This is a genomic window from Lactiplantibacillus sp. C232, from assembly GCF_023806725.1.
Lineage (GTDB): Bacteria > Bacillota > Bacilli > Lactobacillales > Lactobacillaceae > Lactiplantibacillus > Lactiplantibacillus plantarum.
This window is the reverse complement of record NZ_JAMSKZ010000004.1, coordinates 175,142-194,257: the sequence shown is the minus strand read 5'-3', so window position 1 is coordinate 194,257 and position 19,116 is coordinate 175,142. Positions and strand designations below refer to the sequence as shown.

21 protein-coding genes are annotated in these 19,116 nt (G+C 44.5%); 7 read left to right on the top strand and 14 right to left on the bottom strand.

All coding sequences use genetic code 11. From position 1 onward, the window contains the following. Positions 1-158: 158 nt before the first annotated feature. The 3 genes from MZO41_RS06095 to thrC all read right to left on the bottom strand — a co-directional run bounded on the left by MZO41_RS06095 (position 159) and on the right by thrC (position 3,171). Complete coding sequence (locus MZO41_RS06095; protein WP_013355841.1) at positions 159-794, bottom strand: pentapeptide repeat-containing protein; 636 nt, start codon at positions 792-794, stop codon at positions 159-161. A gap of 71 nt (positions 795-865) precedes the next feature. Then, positions 866-1,663, bottom strand: coding sequence for a Cof-type HAD-IIB family hydrolase (locus tag MZO41_RS06090; RefSeq protein ID WP_003645847.1), 798 nt, complete (start codon positions 1,661-1,663; stop codon positions 866-868). A gap of 14 nt (positions 1,664-1,677) precedes the next feature. After that, positions 1,678-3,171 (bottom strand): threonine synthase, encoded by a 1,494-nt coding sequence (gene thrC / locus MZO41_RS06085; RefSeq protein WP_011101905.1) that lies wholly within the window; start codon positions 3,169-3,171, stop codon positions 1,678-1,680. Between the two features lie 143 nt (positions 3,172-3,314). On the opposite strand from thrC, the gene MZO41_RS06080 reads away from it, so the two are divergent. Next, the gene (locus tag MZO41_RS06080) at positions 3,315-5,039 is read left to right on the top strand and encodes a glycoside hydrolase family 13 protein (RefSeq protein ID WP_011101904.1); all 1,725 of its coding nucleotides are present in this window, start codon (positions 3,315-3,317) and stop codon (positions 5,037-5,039) included. 267 nt (positions 5,040-5,306) lie between these two features. Here MZO41_RS06080 and MZO41_RS06075 read toward each other — a convergent pair whose 3' ends face one another. Continuing rightward, positions 5,307-5,624, bottom strand: coding sequence for a hypothetical protein (locus MZO41_RS06075; RefSeq protein WP_003642562.1), 318 nt, complete (start codon positions 5,622-5,624; stop codon positions 5,307-5,309). A 171-nt stretch (positions 5,625-5,795) separates the two neighbouring features. Here MZO41_RS06075 and MZO41_RS06070 point away from each other — a divergent pair, with 171 nt between their 5' ends. The 3 genes from MZO41_RS06070 to MZO41_RS06060 all read left to right on the top strand — a co-directional run bounded on the left by MZO41_RS06070 (position 5,796) and on the right by MZO41_RS06060 (position 8,687). After that, the gene (locus MZO41_RS06070) at positions 5,796-6,455 is read left to right on the top strand and encodes an LVIS_2131 family protein (RefSeq protein WP_225995577.1); all 660 of its coding nucleotides are present in this window, start codon (positions 5,796-5,798) and stop codon (positions 6,453-6,455) included. A 207-nt stretch (positions 6,456-6,662) separates the two neighbouring features. Beyond that, complete coding sequence (locus tag MZO41_RS06065; protein WP_003645850.1) at positions 6,663-7,163, top strand: hypothetical protein; 501 nt, start codon at positions 6,663-6,665, stop codon at positions 7,161-7,163. Between the two features lie 327 nt (positions 7,164-7,490). Next, entirely contained in the window at positions 7,491-8,687 is a 1,197-nt protein-coding gene (locus MZO41_RS06060) for a MalY/PatB family protein (protein ID WP_003642565.1), read from the top strand. Positions 8,688-9,055: 368 nt separating this feature from the next. On the opposite strand, the gene MZO41_RS06055 is transcribed toward MZO41_RS06060, so the two are convergent. Further along, positions 9,056-9,382 (bottom strand): hypothetical protein, encoded by a 327-nt coding sequence (locus tag MZO41_RS06055; protein WP_013355839.1) that lies wholly within the window; start codon positions 9,380-9,382, stop codon positions 9,056-9,058. Positions 9,383-9,558: 176 nt separating this feature from the next. Here MZO41_RS06055 and MZO41_RS06050 point away from each other — a divergent pair, with 176 nt between their 5' ends. Then, positions 9,559-10,032, top strand: coding sequence for a hypothetical protein (locus MZO41_RS06050; RefSeq protein WP_003642567.1), 474 nt, complete (start codon positions 9,559-9,561; stop codon positions 10,030-10,032). Between the two features lie 138 nt (positions 10,033-10,170). Here the strand turns inward: MZO41_RS06050 and MZO41_RS06045 are convergent, their stop codons facing one another. Both MZO41_RS06045 and MZO41_RS06040 read right to left on the bottom strand, forming a co-directional pair. After that, the gene (locus MZO41_RS06045) at positions 10,171-10,587 is read right to left on the bottom strand and encodes a GtrA family protein (protein ID WP_003642569.1); all 417 of its coding nucleotides are present in this window, start codon (positions 10,585-10,587) and stop codon (positions 10,171-10,173) included. A gap of 77 nt (positions 10,588-10,664) precedes the next feature. Further along, on the bottom strand, positions 10,665-10,901 hold the full coding sequence (locus MZO41_RS06040) for a hypothetical protein (protein WP_003642570.1): 237 nt from the start codon (positions 10,899-10,901) through the stop codon (positions 10,665-10,667). 204 nt (positions 10,902-11,105) lie between these two features. Here MZO41_RS06040 and MZO41_RS06035 point away from each other — a divergent pair, with 204 nt between their 5' ends. Next, entirely contained in the window at positions 11,106-11,576 is a 471-nt protein-coding gene (locus MZO41_RS06035; protein WP_003644733.1) for a universal stress protein, read from the top strand. Between the two features lie 115 nt (positions 11,577-11,691). On the opposite strand, the gene MZO41_RS06030 is transcribed toward MZO41_RS06035, so the two are convergent. Genes MZO41_RS06030 through MZO41_RS06005 form a run of 6 tightly spaced genes read right to left on the bottom strand, consistent with a single transcriptional unit; the run spans position 11,692 to position 16,633 of the window. Next, positions 11,692-12,501 (bottom strand): hypothetical protein, encoded by an 810-nt coding sequence (locus MZO41_RS06030; protein WP_058906789.1) that lies wholly within the window; start codon positions 12,499-12,501, stop codon positions 11,692-11,694. After that, positions 12,491-13,369: an ATP-binding cassette domain-containing protein gene (locus MZO41_RS06025; RefSeq protein WP_003642573.1), complete on the bottom strand. Its 879-nt coding sequence runs from the start codon at positions 13,367-13,369 to the stop codon at positions 12,491-12,493. Before MZO41_RS06025 ends, MZO41_RS06030 begins: the two co-directional genes overlap by 11 nt. Then, positions 13,366-13,737, bottom strand: a complete 372-nt coding sequence (locus tag MZO41_RS06020; RefSeq protein WP_003642574.1) for a GntR family transcriptional regulator — start codon at positions 13,735-13,737, stop codon at positions 13,366-13,368. Before MZO41_RS06020 ends, MZO41_RS06025 begins: the two co-directional genes overlap by 4 nt. A gap of 27 nt (positions 13,738-13,764) precedes the next feature. After that, the gene (locus MZO41_RS06015) at positions 13,765-14,040 is read right to left on the bottom strand and encodes a hypothetical protein (RefSeq protein ID WP_003642575.1); all 276 of its coding nucleotides are present in this window, start codon (positions 14,038-14,040) and stop codon (positions 13,765-13,767) included. A gap of 22 nt (positions 14,041-14,062) precedes the next feature. Continuing rightward, positions 14,063-15,844 (bottom strand): FtsX-like permease family protein, encoded by a 1,782-nt coding sequence (locus MZO41_RS06010; RefSeq protein ID WP_003642576.1) that lies wholly within the window; start codon positions 15,842-15,844, stop codon positions 14,063-14,065. A gap of 30 nt (positions 15,845-15,874) precedes the next feature. Then, on the bottom strand, positions 15,875-16,633 hold the full coding sequence (locus MZO41_RS06005; RefSeq protein WP_003642577.1) for an ABC transporter ATP-binding protein: 759 nt from the start codon (positions 16,631-16,633) through the stop codon (positions 15,875-15,877). 501 nt (positions 16,634-17,134) lie between these two features. Here MZO41_RS06005 and MZO41_RS06000 point away from each other — a divergent pair. After that, a complete protein-coding gene (locus MZO41_RS06000; protein ID WP_003642578.1) occupies positions 17,135-18,109 on the top strand; it encodes an asparaginase in 975 nt (324 codons plus the stop codon). Positions 18,110-18,286: 177 nt separating this feature from the next. On the opposite strand, the gene MZO41_RS05995 is transcribed toward MZO41_RS06000, so the two are convergent. Then, positions 18,287-19,096 carry an alpha/beta hydrolase gene (locus tag MZO41_RS05995; RefSeq protein WP_011101900.1) on the bottom strand — a complete coding sequence of 270 codons (810 nt, stop codon included), beginning with the start codon at positions 19,094-19,096 and terminating at the stop codon, positions 18,287-18,289. Positions 19,097-19,116 lie beyond the last annotated feature (20 nt).

Sequence of the window (19,116 nt, the reverse complement as noted above, 5' to 3'; positions counted from 1 at the left end):
CGCAGGTTGTTACCTGACGGAGGTGGTATTTTTGTGTTCAGCGCGTGAAAAGTATTCTGACAGATACGTGCAGTGTTATTAGAAGATTTACCAGCCAGCAGCTTAATCGTCCTTGGCATTGTGAGTTGGTCACTCATACGGTGACTGTTCCACCGGTATCAGGGTTTAACTTTGATGCCGTTTAAAGCAGCAGCCAAATAAGCAGCCTGATCAATATTGACGATCATACCGCGTGCTGCGGCAGTATCAAGTTCGAGACGCTCGAATTGACAGGTACTTAGGTCAATATTTTTGAGGGCGGTATCGTTGAAAGCGACTTGGTCAAGGTTGGTTTCGTTAAACTTGACGGTCGTTAGTCGATTGTTCATAAAGCTGGCCCCATTCAGCCGACAGTGATCAAAGGTCACGGTTTTGAACCGCATGTCGCACAGCATGGCTAAGTCGAGCTGACAGTGGTCAAAGGCGACGTTATTGAGGGCAGCCTCGTTCAAGTCGACACCGACGAGCTTACAATCTTTGAATTGAACGCGTAGCCAGCTGGCTTTTTCAAACTGGCAATTAGAAAAGTCACAATTGATAAAGACGGCATCGGTCAAGTCAAGCCGTTCAAATTGACTGGCCGTAAACCGGACATTTTCGAAGTGCATGTGATCCAGCATGGGGTGATCGATGTGCTGGTGACTCACGTCTTCTTCACTAACCTGAATATAACTTAAGCTGTGGTCCTCATCTGCTAAAATATCGAAAAAAGCGCCAGTCGTTAATTCTGCTGGGATAATGCGGGGATCTTGCATGGGACACCTCGTTAGTTTGATTTTGAGTTGTTGTGCTAAAAAAGAAGCCCGTTACAGGCTTCAGTTTGGGATCAGTTGAAGTAATTTTCTAGGAAAACGGCGACCCCGTCCTCGTCATTACTCAGGGTGGCATTGGTGGTTGCAGCCTTGACCGCAGGAATCGCATTCGCCATCGCTACGCCAACTTTGGCGGCGGTTAGCATTCCTAGGTCGTTTTCTTCGTCCCCAAAGGCCATCAAGTTGTCATAGTCTTCATTAAAGTGACCGAGGAGTTGTTTCAAACCACTGGCCTTATCAGTATGCGGTGGTAAGAATTCCAACAAAGTCCGCCGGGATGGGACCACGTGGAAGAAATCGGTAATTTGACTTGGTAATTTGGCCTGGACTGTTTTAGCATCTTGACCAGCACTAACGACTTTACCGAATAGATCATCAGCAGGCAGGTCGGCAAAACGAACATTCTTAAATGGCATTAAGCCTTGCAAGAATTCTTCGTACGGTGACTTGCCTAGATCCGTAATGGAGTAGACTTGCTTCAAATCAATCACGTCTAAGTAGAAATGATCGCGCTGGGCTTGCTCAAATAAGGGTTGTAAATCTTGTTTGGTCACACTAGTACGAGCAAGGACGTCACCAGTCGTGTTTTGCTGAACGAGCCCACCATTAAAGGTAATCGCGTAGTCAGTTGGTTGGTTGAGTTCAAGTTGTTGTAAGTATGGTTGAATCGCCTTAATTGGTCGCCCAGTACACAGTACGATCCGTTTGCCGGCCGAATGCAGCTGTTTGAGAACTGCTTCAGTTCGCGGAGAAATCGTCTTCTCAGAAGTTAGTAACGTATTATCTAGGTCTAACGCAATGGTCGTAATCATCTTGGTCACACTTTCTAGTTAAGATTTAAAATTGTTTTAATGGTCGTTCCCATATCATCAACATCCGCAACCCGCTTATGGCGCACGGGCGCAGTACGGAGGGCTGTGACCGTTGCTGGAATGGGCGTTTGAATCAACTCATGTAACTGATCAACTGCGGCTAGGCCATCTACCGCACTAAGCTCACCAGTAATTGCCGTTAGGACGGCCTGTGGGAATTTATACGGACTAGCGGTTGAAACAACCACCATGGGCCGCTGATCTCTGGTTGCGGCTTGATACTGTTTGGCAACCGCCGAGGCCACGGCCGTATGTGGATCGATTGTGTAGTGATGGGCATGGTTCAGGTGATGAATTTCAGCTTGATCTTGGCTTTCAGTCACGAAGCCGGCCCAAAAATCAGCTAAGTTGGCACGCATTGCCGGTGTAATCGTATAACGGCCGGTCGTTTGCAAATCAGTCATTAGTTTAGCAGTCGCCGTGGCGTCTGATCCTGTCAAGTAGAAGAGGAGCCGTTCCAAGTTACTTGAGACTAAGATGTCCATGGACGGTGAACTCGTCAAGAAGAATTCACGGTTTTTATCATAAGTCCCGGTATTAAAGAAATCGGTGAGAACGTTATTGCGATTGGAAGCACAGATCAGTTTATGAATGGGCGTGCCCAGTTGTTTGGCATAGTAGCCAGCTAAAATATCCCCAAAGTTCCCAGTTGGAACACTAAAGTTAATCTCATCACCGTTCTTGATTTGCCCCTGCTTGATAAGTTGAGCGTAGGTGTAGACATAATAGGCCACTTGTGGGAATAAACGACCAATATTGATGGAATTAGCGCTTGAGAATTGGAACTGGTGGGTGGCTAATTCCGCGTGTAATTGGTGGTCGTTTAACAGTTTTTTAACCGTTGTTTGGGCCTCATCGAAGTTACCGTTGATCGCAACAACACTAGTATTGGCTCCGGTTTGGGTCACCATCTGCTGTTTTTGGATTGCGCTGACACCATCTTTTGGATAGAAGACGATGATGCGAGTCTGATCAACATTGGCAAACCCGGCCATGGCAGCTTTACCAGTATCGCCCGAGGTGGCCGCTAAAATAACGACTTCGGCTTGTAAATGGTTCTTTTTAACTGCCGTTGTCATCAAATGCGGTAGGATTTGAAGGGCCAAGTCTTTGAATGCAATGGTCGGTCCATGAAAAAGTTCAAGGTAATACTGCTGACCATGCTTGGTGACCGGCGCAATTTGGGGGTCATCAAACTGATCACCATAAGCCGCGTCAATGCAGGCGTGTAATTCATCAGCGGTATAATCCGTGAAGAAGAGTTTAAGGACCTCGTAAGCAACTTCTTGGTAGCTCATCGTGGCGAGCTGGTCGAAGTCAAAATTAGCGGTCGGTAGCGTTACGGGCACAAAGAGACCACCATCCGGCGTCAGGCCTTGAAGTACGGCTTGTGATGACGTCATGGTGTGACTTGCAGTTTCGCGGGTACTGCGATAAAGTGTTTTCATGGATAACGTCCTTTCAACTGATTTTGACTAAATGATACACTAAAATCGAGGCGAACGGGGACGTTTTCACCAAAATCATGAGGATAATTGACGTAAATGGTCTAGTTAATAATGTAATCGTTTACATAAAAGGAGATCTTACAATGCAACTAGCTGGAATTAGGCACCGCCCTGAAAGTGAAGATACAGCCGTCTTAGCCGCACATCAACTACAGGTACGACTACAAACTGCGCGTGACGATGTTGCCCAAGTGGAGATTTTGTTTGCCGATTCTTACTTATGGCAAGAAGGAACAACAGCGCTAGAGCGGCGGATAATGCAGCCCGGATTAGCGACGCAGGGCAACCAGTACTGGCAGACGACGCTGACCGTACCGACTAACCGGGTGGTCTATGCCTTTCTGATCACGGATACGATCGGTGCGACGGTTGGCTATGGTGAGGGTGGCTTCTTTGACGACGTTGCCACTAACTGGCAAACAGTGGGCAACTATTTTCACATGCCATATATGCACGTCAGTGATGCGGAGCTGCCACCGGCATGGGTTAAGGAGACGGTCTGGTACCAGATCTTTCCTGAACGGTTTGCAAATGGTGTGCGGCAAAATGACCCGGCTAATGTTCAACCGTGGGGTGCTGGGCGTGTTCACCGTGATTCATTTTATGGTGGGGATTTGCCCGGAATTACAGCGCATTTAGATGATTTGGCTGCACTGGGGGTCAATGGCCTGTACTTGTGTCCCATTTTCACGTCACCATCTAATCATAAGTATGATACGATCGATCATTTTGAAATCGATCCCCACTTTGGTACGAAAGCCGATTTTCAGGCGCTAGTCGATGGCGCCCATGCGCGCGGTATGCGCGTGATGTTAGACGCCGTCTTTAATCATTTTGGCGAGCAGTCACCACAGTGGCAAGATGTGATTAAAAATGGCGAGCAGTCACGGTTTGCTGATTGGTTTCATATTCATGGCTGGCCGGTGGGACGTGATCCGAAGACGAAGCGGCTTAATTATGAAACCTTTGCGACGGGAGCAGCGATGCCGAAAGTTAACACCCAGAACCCCGCGGTACAAGCTTACTTGATTGATGTAACCAAATATTGGATCGAACAATTCGGGATTGACGCTTGGCGTTTTGATGTTGCTGATGAGGTCGACCATGGTTTCTGGCGAGCGTTATGTGGTGCCTTGCGGGCAATCAAACCTGATGTGTACCTATTAGGTGAGTCTTGGCATAGTAGTCAATCGTTAGTCGGTAACGGCCAGTTTAACGCGGTTATGAATTATCCACTGACACAACCAATTCTGGCGTTGTTTAATGGTCAACTCAACCCTGAAGATTACGTTGGTAAAACCAATCTGGAATTAATGATGTATCGTCAACCTAATCAACAGGCGATGTTCAACGCGTTGGATACGCATGATACGCCACGGCTACTGACCACGTTGCATGGTCAGTTAACTAAATTTAAATCTGCACTCACGCTACTGATGCTATTGCCGGGGAGCCCGTGTATTTATTATGGAACGGAAGTGGCCATGGCCGGTGGTGCCGACCCTGACAATCGTCGGTGCATGAACTGGCAACCAGACGAGCAAGAACAACAAGTTCGACAATTTGTCACGCGTTTGATCAAGTTTCGCCGGCAACAGGCCGACTTTTTAGCAACTAGCCAATTGACATGGACGATTGATGGTCACTGCTTAATCTTAACGCGGACGGATGTTGAACAGACGATTCAAGGCCGCTTTAATTTGGGTGCACAGGCAGTCTCAACAGTAAGTGGCGTATCGCCAATCTTAACAGCGGGTATTACCGCAAATGAGATGGCACCGGGAGGCTTTGAATTAACCGTGGCTTAGTTGTGAAGTAGTGTCACAAGTCGACTGGTAGAGCGTTCTGTGTGTTTCCCAGTTGAAATCTTCAAGACCGATAGCCGCCATTAGGACAGTCGCTTATAAAAAAACGATTCTCAATGTCTTTGAGAATCGTTTTTTTTATTAATCATGATGAAGCATGCAGCATGACAAATCAAATGTTATCACCGTAACAAACACTGAAGAGCAAGATTGTTGCCGCATTTGACAATAAAAAACGCCTAGCAACTTGCTTGGCGTTTAAAATAATCATTATTTAGCTGTCTCAGGCTTGATGCCCCGGCCTTGGATGAATTCGATGACAATCAAGACAACGTAGCAGATTAGGACGATGCCTAAGAGGTTGGTTGTCTTAACGGTGCTGGATAACCAGTAGTACTGCCAGTCTTGATTGTTGAAGACCCACCATACTAAGAGGCCGGCCAAGGCACCTAATGTATTCATAATTGCAATAAAGAAAATGTTGCCGTTTTGTTTTTGGCTGGCCCAATATGCGGAAAGGATGGCCATCCAAACACCCCAAACAATCAAGCCAACAACGACGACCCAATAAATTAGTGACGCGATCATGTGTACTCCTTCTTTCTACAAGTTAATAACTTTATTTTACCATGAATTCGATTACATTGGCACCGTTTCAGTGATTATTTTCACAATCTGCTTCTGAATGATTGTGTTGAATTTGCTGGATTACTTGTTATTTAAGGTTGGATTATTTACAATTAGAACATAATAATGTAATTGAGAAAGGGTTGGCAATCAATGACTTCTGCATGGAATTGGATTGGGATCATTGCGTGGATCATTGTTTTGGCGTTAGTCGTGTGGGTATTTCATCATATTCGCGTACGACGCATCAAGATGATCGTGGAACGTAAGCATACGTTTGAGTGGGGAAATCTTATCATTACCACCGTTGAATTAATCGTTAGTCTCGGATTACTAGTTGGCATGGGATACGTGACTTTCAATCACCAGGTCGACCTGTCAGATGCTAAGGACGTTAAGGTAACGTATCAAGTTGAACCACTGGTTTTGCGAGTTGGGACTAATGGTTCCTACTATGTCGCGGTGGATCGGGGCACGACCCAAAAACCCGTGCATATTTATAATTACTGGGTTAATGGTGCGAAATATACTGTTTCAAGTAACAAGGCGACCGTGGTGACTAATCTTTCGCAAGTTAAAGTGGCGGATGCTGGTATTCCGTGGTCACAAAAGCAGCTGGTTAAAGAAGACCGGCAGCACGAAAAAGCCTACGCAGTGAAGCTGACAGCCACTTATCAGCCGTCATTCTGGAATGGCTTAGGTGTCCATGTGGGGCATCAAGCCATGACGCGGTGGTTAATTCGTGTGCCAGCCCAGTCATTTATTAATACGACCGATGTGCAATCTAACTAAATAACAAAAAAAGTAATCGAACCTTGTGCGTTTTAGTAGCCAAGATTCGTTTTTTTTCATAGAATTATTAAAAGTTGTTAAATATTCATATTCGCATGCTTTTTTTAGGAACCTTATCATAATTCTAAGGTAAAATGTAACTGTTATATTTTTATAGGCTAATTAATTTATCTATTTAATCGTATGACTGAGAGAAGGAAAAGATTGATGATTAACGAACCAGCAATTAGTCCACTATTTGTTTGTGGTATCATTGGTGATTCGACGGCCATGGTCCTTAATAAATCCTTAACCGGGCCGTTCAAGAACCGTTATGATTTAGTAACCGCACCAGTGACGACACGGGCCACGTTGAGTGAGGCCGTTAGTCAGATTGCACAACTTCAAACAGGACTACAAACTGTTATTTCAAAGCAACTTGGGACCGTCCAGCTTACGATTCCAGCCTTAACAACATTAGAATTGCCAGCAACGTTAATTAATATTTATTATTTACTGGAACCGGTGGGGGGCCATTTGTTGCTCAAACGACCGCATTACACCGAATCAATGTCGGCGGGGGCCGCTCGAGTGCCACTTGATCAATTAAATTGGTCGAATAGTTCGCCGCGGGTCATGCAGGCCAAGCGTTTCTTACAGACCGGGGCGTTTCCTACCGCTGACCAACGAATCGATGGCTACCAGGTTTTAGAGCAAGCGCAATTTTAAAGACGTTGTTGACTTTTTAATCTTCACGTTGTAACTTAGAAGCAACGTGAAGATTAAATGTTGATGAGAAGAGTAACAATAAGTTGATGCCTAGCGAGTCAAAGTAGTGGTGTAATTTGACCATCAGCTTATTGTGAAGATGAACTCGGAGTTGGCTAATGGTTGATGCTATTAGCCCGGATTGACCACCGATAATTGGGTTGAACGTAACGAGTACGTTGCGTGAGCGACAGCAAGACTGTAATAATAGGTGGTACCGCGGAGTATAAACTTCGTCCTTAGTAAGTTAAGGACGAAGTTTTTTTGTTGAGAAAGAAGGCCTTTAAGATGGAACAAGCAGCATTTATTAAGAAGTACGCAACAACGCGCCAGCATACGGATTCATTGAAGTGGGACGCACTACAAGCTCGGTATGGCAATCCTGATTTGTTGGCAATGTGGGTCGCTGACATGGAATTCAAAGTGCCAGAACAAGTTACGCAAGCACTACAAGAACGAGTGGCGCATGGCATTTATGGTTATTCCATTACGCCTGATCGTTATTATCAAGCCTTTATCGATTGGGAACAGGCACGCCATGGTCTGACATTGAAACGCGATTGGATTCGATTTGGTAGTGGCGTGGTCAATTCGTTGTACGCGCTCGTTAATATTTTAACGCAACCAGGTGATGGCGTTTTGATTCTGACGCCCGTGTACTATCCATTTTTCAACGCGGTGCGGGATAATCATCGTCAGCTGGTCACATCTGAGTTACGCAATGATCGTGGTCACTATACGATTGACTTTGAAGATGTGGAACAGCAAATTAAGGCGAACGAGGTGCGGTTGTTCATTCAATGTTCGCCACATAATCCTGTGGGGCGGATCTGGTCTGAAGATGAAGAGACACGGCTGTTAGCATTATGTGAACAGTATCATGTGCTTGTTATTTCAGATGAAATTCACCAGGATTTAGAAATTGATCGGACCAACCATCCGTTCAAATCGGCGTTAACGGTAGCCAATGGGCGGTTTAGTAACCGGGTGATTGTCGTCAATGCACCGTCTAAGACGTTTAATCTGGCGGCGCTTTTGAACTCACATCTAGTAATTCCTAATCCAAAATTACGACAACGCTATGATGCACAAATCGGGCGCTTCAGCCAGACTGAGATCAGCGTCTTAGGCCAGGTTGCCGGCCAAACGGCTTATGAATCGGGCGCGGCCTGGTTAGACCAGATTTTGGCAATCGTCCGTGATAATTATCATTATTTATGCACCACCTTTGCCGCCCACGCGCCTAAGTTGGTTTTAGCCGATTTGCAGGGGACGTATTTGACGTGGCTAGATTTACGCGCGTACGTTCAGCCAGCTGCAACGAAAGCGTTTATTCAAGATCAATGTCAGCTCGCAGTTGACTTTGGTGAGTGGTTTAGTCCTGATGATCAGGGGTTTGTTCGCTTGAACTTAGCGACTAATCCGCAAAATGTGCGTGAGGCGGCTCAGCGGATCGTCACTTGTTTATCACAAATGCAAAAATAACCAAAAAATTCCGACACCGGCGTGTTGGAATTTTTTTAACGACTTTTATTGGTAACCGTGCGTCGCTTGAGCAAACGTCGTCGAGTAATCTCTCGGCGAATGAAGGAGTAAGCAATCAAGCTCAGTGCCAGTATACCAATGATGACGGCGGTTTTAACGTAACCGAATATCCAGAAAAAAACTGCAATAGCGAACGTACAGTAAACAATTAAGAACATGGAAGCCCTCCTTCAGTCAAGTGGTTGTATGAGTTGATAAAACCATTGTACCGAGAAAAAGTAGCTAACTCGTGATTGAAATTTGAATTTTCTGTTAAGGATTGCGAAATAGTTTTGAATCTCCTGGTAAATATGCTGATGTTGTAAAAGTTAATCGCGGTATCGGCGATTCAGCCGGCGTTCATTAGCGTGTGCAAGTTGGTCGGCAGTTAGCTGATAGGTGGTGGCAACTTGAAGTTTCTTCAAACCAGTTTGAATGGCCCCTAGCTGAGTTTGGTCACGGGCTTGTCCCTGGAGTTTAGCAGTGATTTGCGTGAGCATGTTCAGTTCGGGTTGGAGCGTTTCGTGTACTTGTTGGTTATATTGGTGTTGACTCAGACTGTGCGTCTGCCAGCGCGTGACGCGGCTTAGTAGGGCCATTAACTGGTTGGTTAGTAGGTTCATAAGATAGTCAGTTTCTTGATTTGTAAATGTCATCAAAATGGGACCTCCGATCAATAAAGTTGGTTAACTCAAATATTAGCATGAGTAAGGATAATTTAATTACTATTTTAATAAAAAATGGTAAAAACGACTGATTATGGGTTTTAAACACAACTATGCTTGTGAAGCGTGATACATTATCAATAACTAAGTGAAGGGAGTGAATCGTCATGATTGGGCATATTACGGTAATGCAACCAGATTACGACCAAGGCATCCTGACTGATTTTCATGGCCGGCATTTTAAATTTCGGCTAACCGCAGTTTGGCCGTCAAGTGCGTTGCATATTGGCGCGGAGTTTTATTTTAGACCGCAGCTAACCGCGGCCGGTTTAGTTGCGGTAGAGTTACGGTATCAGCACCATGATGGGACTTGTTTGTCAGTTCGACCGCCGACTGAGGTCAGTCAACAAGTCATGATACGAATTGGAGAGTTAGCTTTAAATACGGATGACATTCAATACTATGCATTGACGACGGATCAGGCCGAAGTTCGCAATGGTTATGCTTCATCAGCACGTCATTTGGTGATTAAGATGCGCTGTGGTCGCCAATATATTTTTTATAATTGGGATGGGGTCAATATTGATGATGTGGTCACAAAGTTAGCGACGTTACATACGGTGCAACGCCAGTTTGGGTGAAAAATATGGTTGCTAAAATAGTAGCTAAGTTAAGTATCAGAAAAAAGATGGGTCGGTAATTATTATGAATAAAATAAGCGTCGCAGGAATTTTCGGACATTCCTACGACGCTTGTTTTGATGTTTAAGTTGGTTCGCTTTAATGACCACGATCCTTGAAAATAAATAGTTTACTGAAGAACCAATTGAGTAATACCACAATAATTTGATCAATTAATTTGACGATAAGGTCGTTTCCGTGCAGAACCGAAATACCGACAATCATAATCCCCTGGTCAATAAAGTAACTGAGTAGGCGGAATCCGAAGAATGATGTCATTTCAATTAAAACAGCACGGAAAGTAGGTGTTTGTGAGTCAAATACCCAAATTTTATTCGTGATATAGGCGAATAGCACTGAGATGAGCCAGGCAATCGTATTGGCTATCCAGTAGGGCCAGAATTGGTTGAAAATTCCAAAAACAATAATATTAATTAGGGTGGTTAAGCCCCCAAAGATTAAATAGGAAAGGACGCTTTGATAGCGTTGCCAGAGTTGTTTGATAAGTTGTCCCACAGATGAATACCCTCACTTTAGCTGATTATTACTAGGTACCATCCTATCATAATTAAATGGCTGCGTGTTGGATATTTTTAGTGCGATTCAAGTTGGTGGCGCTGATGATTAAAGGCTTGCTGGGCCGTGGCAAAGTTATGGTAATGTGCGTGGGACACGGTCAAGCGGCCCAGTGTAGTGGTTGCACGGATGTCTAGCCGATAGACATCGGGTCCGAGACGCAATTTGCTTAACCGGATTTGATATGAAAGGGCATCGTTGATTACAATTGTATGGCTGGCGATTAGGCCTGGTCGAATACCTAAAGAAAGCATACTATTCACCCCCAAGTGGATTAACTCCAATTGTAAGGGGTAACTGTAAATATCAGATGTCGTTGTTGTAAATATTATGTAAACCCGACACTGCTAGCCGGCGAGCTGCTGTGCATAACTGGTAGTTAGTTTATATAAATGATAACGCAACCAACGCTGATAAATGGTAAAATAGAATTAACAGATGGAAAGGGCGTGACGTCAATGGTACAAGAATATTCGAATATTTTAGTTCCCCTCGATGGCTCACAACAAGCTGAGATTGCGCTTGATAAAGCAGTTGCAGTCGCTAAACGTAATGAGGCACATATCGACGTGTTAGCAGTCATTGATCCCGGTCAGTTTGGGTATAATTTAGCTGGTTTGGCGGATGGTGATATTACGTATCAATTGGTTCAGGATTCTGAAGCTTATTTAAAAGAAACGGTTGATCAAGTCAAAAAGGATGGCTTTACGGACATTGCCTTCCACATTCGAATGGGAAGTCCGAAACCAATTATTTCACAGGACTTCGTCAAGGATCATCATAATGACTTGATCATGATGGGGGCAACCGGGTTAAATGCCGTTGAACGCGTGCTGGAAGGCTCGGTTACAACGTATGTGCAGCGTAATGCGTTGACTGATGTAATCGTGGTTAAGACGGATTTGCAAAATACGCAGGTTGAAAAGTAGCGTTAGTGGGAAAACCACTTCTCGAATGGTGTGACGTTTGTATTAACCATTAAAAAATGAAGCAGGTCGTGAAGTCAATAACTTCACGACCTGCTTCATTTTTTAGATTATCAGCTTAATTTCTGATTCTTAACTTACGGTTGAACAGATAGACGAGACCACCGATGATACCGCAACCTACCAGCATTGTGATGAATGGCATGGTTGGGTTAAAGTAACCAGTTGTCGCTTCACCGTGGCTGGGATAACCAATAATAAATTTCAAGAAGTTTTCAAGTCCCGTGTAATTATAGTTCGATTGATTGCGAGTCATAATGATGACCATTATCCAAATAATAAGCATGCCAATGATGGGAGTGCCAATGATTAAAATCGTTTTGGCCCATTTACCAAATAACGCGAGTAAGGTCCCACAAGCGATGCCGGTAAGGCCAACGCCAATGTAGAAAATCCAGTTAAAGCATAAGCTAGCTAAAATGTTTAGCCAGACCTGATTTCCCAGCGCATGGCTATACAGCGAATAGCCCGTTCTCATCAACGCGGTGTTGGTGCTCCAGTGTAAATACGGAGCATGAATACCGTAGTAATAAATGGCATTGATGATGACAAGCAAACCACTAAGCATGAGTAATGCGAATACTCGAGCTTGAAAGTAGGTTTGTCGGGAAATCCCATTTTGGATTAAGAGCTTAAAGTTGTCGTAAGTGAGTGACCCCACAATAAAGATAAGCATGAAGAAGAGTGGCCCGAGGCTTAGGCTAGCAAAATTACCAAGTGGAGAATACTGCCGAATATTACCCGTAATAACTGCAAATAGTAGTGGTAGTATTCCGAATACGACGAATAAAGCGAGTACCGACCACCCCGTCATTTTCAATTGTTCCGTTAATAAATAACGGGTGGTGTTGCGAACCTTAATTGACATGAGCGGCGGCCTCCTCCTTGGTATTAGTCAGGTTAACAAATAGTTTTTGTAGGTCCAGATGCTCGACCGTGACCGTATCAGGAATTGGTCGGTCGTTATCTAATGGCCCGTAAACGTAGTGGGCCGTAATTCCGCCAAGATGATCCTTGCCGATAATATTTAAACCATCCGTATAAGTGCTGACATCAGTTTGTGGACCAGTTACCGCGTAAGATTGCCCTAGGATGTCGGTGACATCACCATCAACAATAATATGATGATGGTCCAGCACAAAGACATGTTCAATCAAGTTCGTAATTTCTTCAATGAGATGAGTCGAAATCACGAATGTGCGGGGATGGTCACTATAGGTTTCAATCAGTTCTTGATAGAAAATTTCGCGGTGATTAGCATCCAGACCGAGGACTGGTTCATCTAAAAAGATGTATTCAGCCGGTACACATAACGCAATAATCAGTTTAAAAATTGTTCGGTAACCCGTCGATAATTTGCCAAATCGCGCGTTTAAATCGAGGCCAAAGGTTTGTGCTAGTTTTTTAGCATAAGTGTCATTAAAATCACCATAGAGTAGTGCGGTGGTTTTAAACAGTTGTTTGACCCGGGAACGCTCAGAATAGAGGTTAACTTCACTCATCAAGTAAACCTTTCCTAACGTGCGGTCGTTATCACACATGGATTCGTTGTCCATGGTGACCGTTCCGCTGTCAGCAAAGATACGATTGCTGATAATGTTCAGCAAGGTACTTTTACCAGCACCATTGCGGCCTAGCAAACCGTAAATCGTGTTTGGTTTGATCGTTAGGTTAAGATTATCCAGGACGGTTTGACCGCGAAAGGCCTGCTGGACAGCCTGAACTTGAATACTCATGATTCGGAAAACCCCCGTTCAATTAATTTAGCTAATTCATCTTGCGTAATGTGGAGCTTTTGTGCTTCAGCGACTAGTTTTTTAACGTAGTCGGTGTAGAACTGATCCCGGCGCTTTTCAACGATTCGTTGTTGTGCACCGGCGATGACAAACATCCCGACCCCACGCCGTTTTTCAATCAGTTGGGCATCAACTAGAATATTCATGCCCTTAAGCACGGTCGCAGGATTAATATGAAATTCTTTAGAAATCTCGGTTGTCGAAGGAATTTGTTCACCTTCAGCGAAGGTTTCCGTAAAGATAGCTTCTTCAATTTGGTCGGCAACCTGCAAGTAGATTGGTTCCGTGCTATTAAAGTTGAACTGCATTTTATTCACCTCATTGCAGTGATTGCCCTATTTCGTTGTGGCCTTTTGTTGCGGCTGGTGCAGTTGTCGTTCGGTACGATCGATCCGGGCAGCAATCCAACTAGAGAGTAGGAGGAGGGTGCCCAGTACGGCCAGTAGAATGTCTTGATGTTCAAAGATAATCTGGGTGGCTAAACCGAAGTTAACGCTCAGCCACAGAAGCGGCATGAGCGCCCCTAACCAGAATTGACGACGACTTGCGAGCACGTAACGGTGTAATGGTGTAATAACGATTAATAAAGCGACTAATCCAAAGTATACCATGATTTTTCCCTCCTCCGAAAGGTTATTGTAAAACGATTCGCCGATAGATGGTGATCGTAATGAGATAGTAAAGTAGGTAGAGACCGGCAAAAATCAAGAATGGTAACCAAATTCCGGTATATGGTGAGGTAACCATTATGATTTTGAACATTTGTAACCCAAACAAGACGTGTACAATACCAACGATTCCAGGAAGAATAAAGAGCACAGCAATTTCTTTGTTAATGGCACCGTTGAGCTGGCGTCTAGTGGTTCCAACTTTATCGAGCATCTTGTAACGGTGTTGATCAGCATCGGCACCAGACAGAATCTTGAACATCAGGCAACTAGCTAGCATTGCAAGAAAGGCGATTCCGAGGAACATACCCATAAATTCCAGCCCGGAGTACATGCCGTTAACCATTAGATACATCGCATAGCGACCTCCAAATTGTTCAGGGCTGGTAGTGTGAAAGTGATGTTTGGCCAGTTTGTTCAATGCAACGCGATGTTCGATAACGTTGTTGGTAGTAAACACAGTTAGTCGCTGTTCAGGCTGGGCAAGTTTCGCGTACGCCGTTTTTGATAAAAATACGGGTGTTGCGGTTGCCATGACACCACTCTGAAGCTGCATCAGTTGATAATTATCTTCTGATTTTTGTAATTTAGCCGCATTATTATGAACGGTATTAAAAGTCAGTTGATTCTTATTGCGAGTATGAATAGTCGTGAATGGTTGCCGATTGAATTCAGCAGCTTGGAAATAAACGACTTTCTTGGTTGCTTTGAAATGATAGGTCGCCGTTGTCTTGGGCTTCATCGCTGCAATTTGTGCTTTTTCAGCGGTACTAGCGTTGACCAGTCCCATATCATAAGCGTTATTAATATTAGCCATTGATGGAATTTGACTGTGAAAGCCCATTCCAACTGTAATTGCGCCGAGAGCTAGTGCGAATAGCATTGCGACAATTGACAGCATCTTAGTGTAATTACGAATTCTAAAGCTTAGCTGTGATAAGGTGAAGCCATTCAAACCACGTTGGGCAAATGAGAATCGTTTGAGTGCGACCATTAACCAGACAAAAATAGCGTTAAACAGCAGATAAGTTCCAAGAACAATTGTGACGAGCGCAATTCCAATTCCCATCAGTTGCAAAATTTTCAGGTTAGCCATTGACCAGTAACCAATTGCAATTGAAATGACACCGACGACAATTTCGATGAGTTGACGGGCTGGTTTTAGTTGTGGCCGGTTAGGTTGATCATTACTGTGTAGTAATTTCAAGGCTGGTGTCTTGGTCAGGGATAGCAGGTTGAATAAACCGGCAATTAAGAACAATCCAACGTAGAGTAACAGTGTCGCAATGGCAGCTGGCGTGTACCAGGCTGCAAAATGGTGAAGCGTCAGGCCTAGACTGTTAATCAGAATCTGGCTTACACCGACAGTTAAGGCTGTTCCCACAAGAATGCCGACAATGGTTGCAGTGATACCGACAAGTAGTGTTTCCAGCCAAATTAATTGACCAATCTTACTTTTGCGTGCACCAACGAGCATGAAGAGCCCGTAGTCTCGCTTACGCATACTTAATAAGAATGAGTTAGCATAGCCAATGTAGACTAATGTGATGATTGTGAGTAGTACGGAACCAAATTGGAAGATGAGGCCGACCATACTAATACTCGTATTTTGTTTTAAGAAATCTTGGTTAGTGGCCAGTGCTTCAAACATATAGAAGATTGCGCTAGACATGATCAGTCCTGAAAAGAGAACGAGGTAGTCGCGCCAACGGTGTTTGAAGCCGGTCATGGCAAGTTTAGTTAACATAGTTTAAAGGACTCCTTTTACTGTTTCGGCTTACTGTTCAAACGTCCCTAGGTTGTCGAGGACTTGTTGATAAAAATCACTGCGGCTTAAATCCCCACGTTTAAGTTCTTGCCCAATCCGGCCATCTTTGATGAATAAGATTCGTTGACAGAAGCTAGCTGAAAATGGGTCATGGGTCACCAGCAAGATAGAGACAGCCCGTTCTTGGTTGATTTTGGTGAACAGGTCGAGTAATTCACGCGCTGACTTAGAATCAAGGGCACCAGTTGGTTCATCACCAAATAGAATAGCGGGGTCATTGATTAAGGCTCGTGCGGCTGCCACACGTTGCTTTTGACCACCAGATAATTCATTAGGATAGTTTGATAGGAATTCTTCAATTCCCAATTGGTGTGCGACTTTTTCGACAGCTGGCTTGATCTTTTTGACTGGCGTATTTTGCAGCGACAATGGTAGGGCGATATTCTCGTAAGCAGTCATAGTTTCTAATAAGTTGAAATCTTGGAAGATAAACCCAATCTCTTTGGCCCGGAAATCAGCAAGTTGATTGCCTTTCAGATGTGTAATCGGTTGTTGATGAATCGTTACTTCACCGCTAGTTGGTTGGTCCAGTGTGGCCAGCATATTGAGCAAGGTGGTTTTCCCTGAACCAGATGCGCCCATGATTCCGACAAATTCCCCTGGTTGCACATTGAAATTAATGCCTTTTAACGCTTCGTATTGTTTGCTGCCCGCCTTACCATACGTTTTGTGCAGGTCGCTGACGGTCATGATTGGTGTGGTTGTCATTTTAAATACCTCTCTTAAGTTAGTTGGTTTGTTATTTGGTTAATTACTTATGTAACTAACTATAAAGGCAACTAACGCGAGTGTCAATCATTATTTTCTCGCTTGATAGTCATTGGGACGTCAAACGCTGATTTATCAACGTCTAGCGAGTGGCCAATCGGTTAGCCCCGAGACTGAAATTGAGTAATAAGGTGCACTGAGGTTAGTGACTTCGTCCTGAAGGGGTAACTAACCGACGAACCGATTAACGAACTAGTTGATAAGTGAACTAACCGAGTGACTAGCACTATGTAGGCTAATAAAACGTACTGATCTGGTTGCTAGGTTTTGTAAATTGTTTGAATGGTTGCTAGTTTTTTTAGTTGATATCACTTGTATGAGAATCTAAGGAAGTTGTCATGAAGAACCAGTGAGGGTGGATTGCAATTAGGCGATGGCAAGCCTAAAATAATTTTACTGTTAGATGTGCGTAGGCACGTGAAAAGATGAGGAGGAGTATTCTTGAAGAAGATTTTGGTATTACACACTGGTGGCACCATTGCGATGTCGGCCGATGAATCCGGCAATGTGACCCCCGGAGATGAAAATCCTTTAGACAATTATCAGAGTTCATTTGGCACGGATATTGAGTTAGAGACTGAGGACGTCTTTAACGTGCCGTCGCCGCACATCACCCCGGCACGGATGTTGCAGTTAAAGCAACGGATCGATAAGGCCGCACACGAAGGGGTCGATGGGGTGGTTGTGACTCACGGTACGGATACGCTAGAAGAAACGGCGTATTTTCTAGATCTTACTTTACCGAATGAGCTCCCCGTTGTGATTACCGGCGCAATGCGGTCCGCCAATGAGATTGGGTCGGATGGTCTGCATAATCTCGAAACGGCGATTCAAACGGCTAGTACACCGGATGCGGCCGAAAAAGGTGTTTTAGTGGTTATGAATGATGAAATCCACTCGGCCCGCTACGTCACTAAGACGCATACGACCAACGTGGCCACTTTTAGAACACCGACTTTTGGCCCGATTGGGTTAGTCGCTAATAAAGGCATTGTCTTTTTTGAATCATTACTACGGTCAACGGTTTGCCCGATTCAAACGGTCACGGATAATGTTTTTCTGATCAAAGCATATGCCGGGATGGGACCAGAACTATTTGACGCCATTGCACAACCCACGACTCATGGCGTAGTCATTGAAGCATTGGGAGCGGGGAATTTGCCACCGGCGACGTTACCAGCTGTGCAAAAATTATTAGACATGCAGATTCCGGTTGTACTGGTTTCCCGGTGCTTCAACGGTATCGCTCAGGATGTCTATGCTTATGAAGGTGGCGGTGTTCAATTGAAACAAATGGGTGTGATTTTTTGTCAGGGATTGAATGGACAAAAAGCCCGGATTAAGTTACTGGTGGGTGTCAGTGCCGGTATGTCGACCGATGAGCTAGCTCGATTTGTAGCGACTGCCAATTCATAATCGACGTGGCGCCCCTTTGAGCCCTGTGCAACCCGTGTGTGGGCTACTCGTGACACTAAATTGTTGGATAGTTTGATCGCCAGTAGTCATAGCGGACAATCAATCATAAAAAAACTGAGCCATCCCTTCATCATCATGAAGGGTGGCTCAGTTTTTTATCAGCTAAAGCTAAAAATACTATTGATTGATCAGATTTTGACGAATGAGCCGGGCAACATATGCTTCGTGAAGCAGGTCACCGTGACTAATTGATTTTTGGTTAACAGTCATGGCGGTGTAGCGGGTAACATTGTTCATAAATAAGTTGCCACCAGCGTTCACACTGCTGAGCGGTACGATATCGTCGTTACCCTCGCCAGTGTCACCGGCAATGTTGATGACCGCATGCAATTTTTTGAATTGGTTCTTGTGATCAAGAAGTGGTGTATAGAGCGTCTTATCAGGATGTGCAGCATCAGTACCCAAGAATGGGGTGCCAATCAACATCAAATCGTGGACTGCTAATGGTTTGGACGAGCTCAAACCTGCTAGATAGCGACTCCAGATCAGGCCACCATTTGAATAACCGAGTGCGTTGGCCGTGGTGAGATGTTGATGACGTTGCAAATAACGAATAGCTTTGGCTAAGCCGTTCGTTTGGGTCATAATGTTCTCTGTTGAGTCCGTACTATCTTCGAAAAAGATCACGATGAGGGCATCGTTAAGGTTGGTGTTCTCGACGCGTTTTTCTTTAAACGCCAATTTTTGGTTCGCCTTAACAGTCAGGGTGATGAGCGGATGGTGCTGTTGCTCATTAAGTGAACGGACGATGTCATCAAAGTCAGTCCGCGTGCTGCTACTACCTCCAATCATGATCAATGGCCGTTTTTGCGCAGTAATCACGTGACTGACTTTATCTTGATGGATTTGTGTTGTCAGTCCGAGACCGACGATCAATAAAAGAAATAGGCCACTTGCAATCAAGCCCCAGATTACTTTCTTAGGCATCAGCTCACCCCATTAAAATT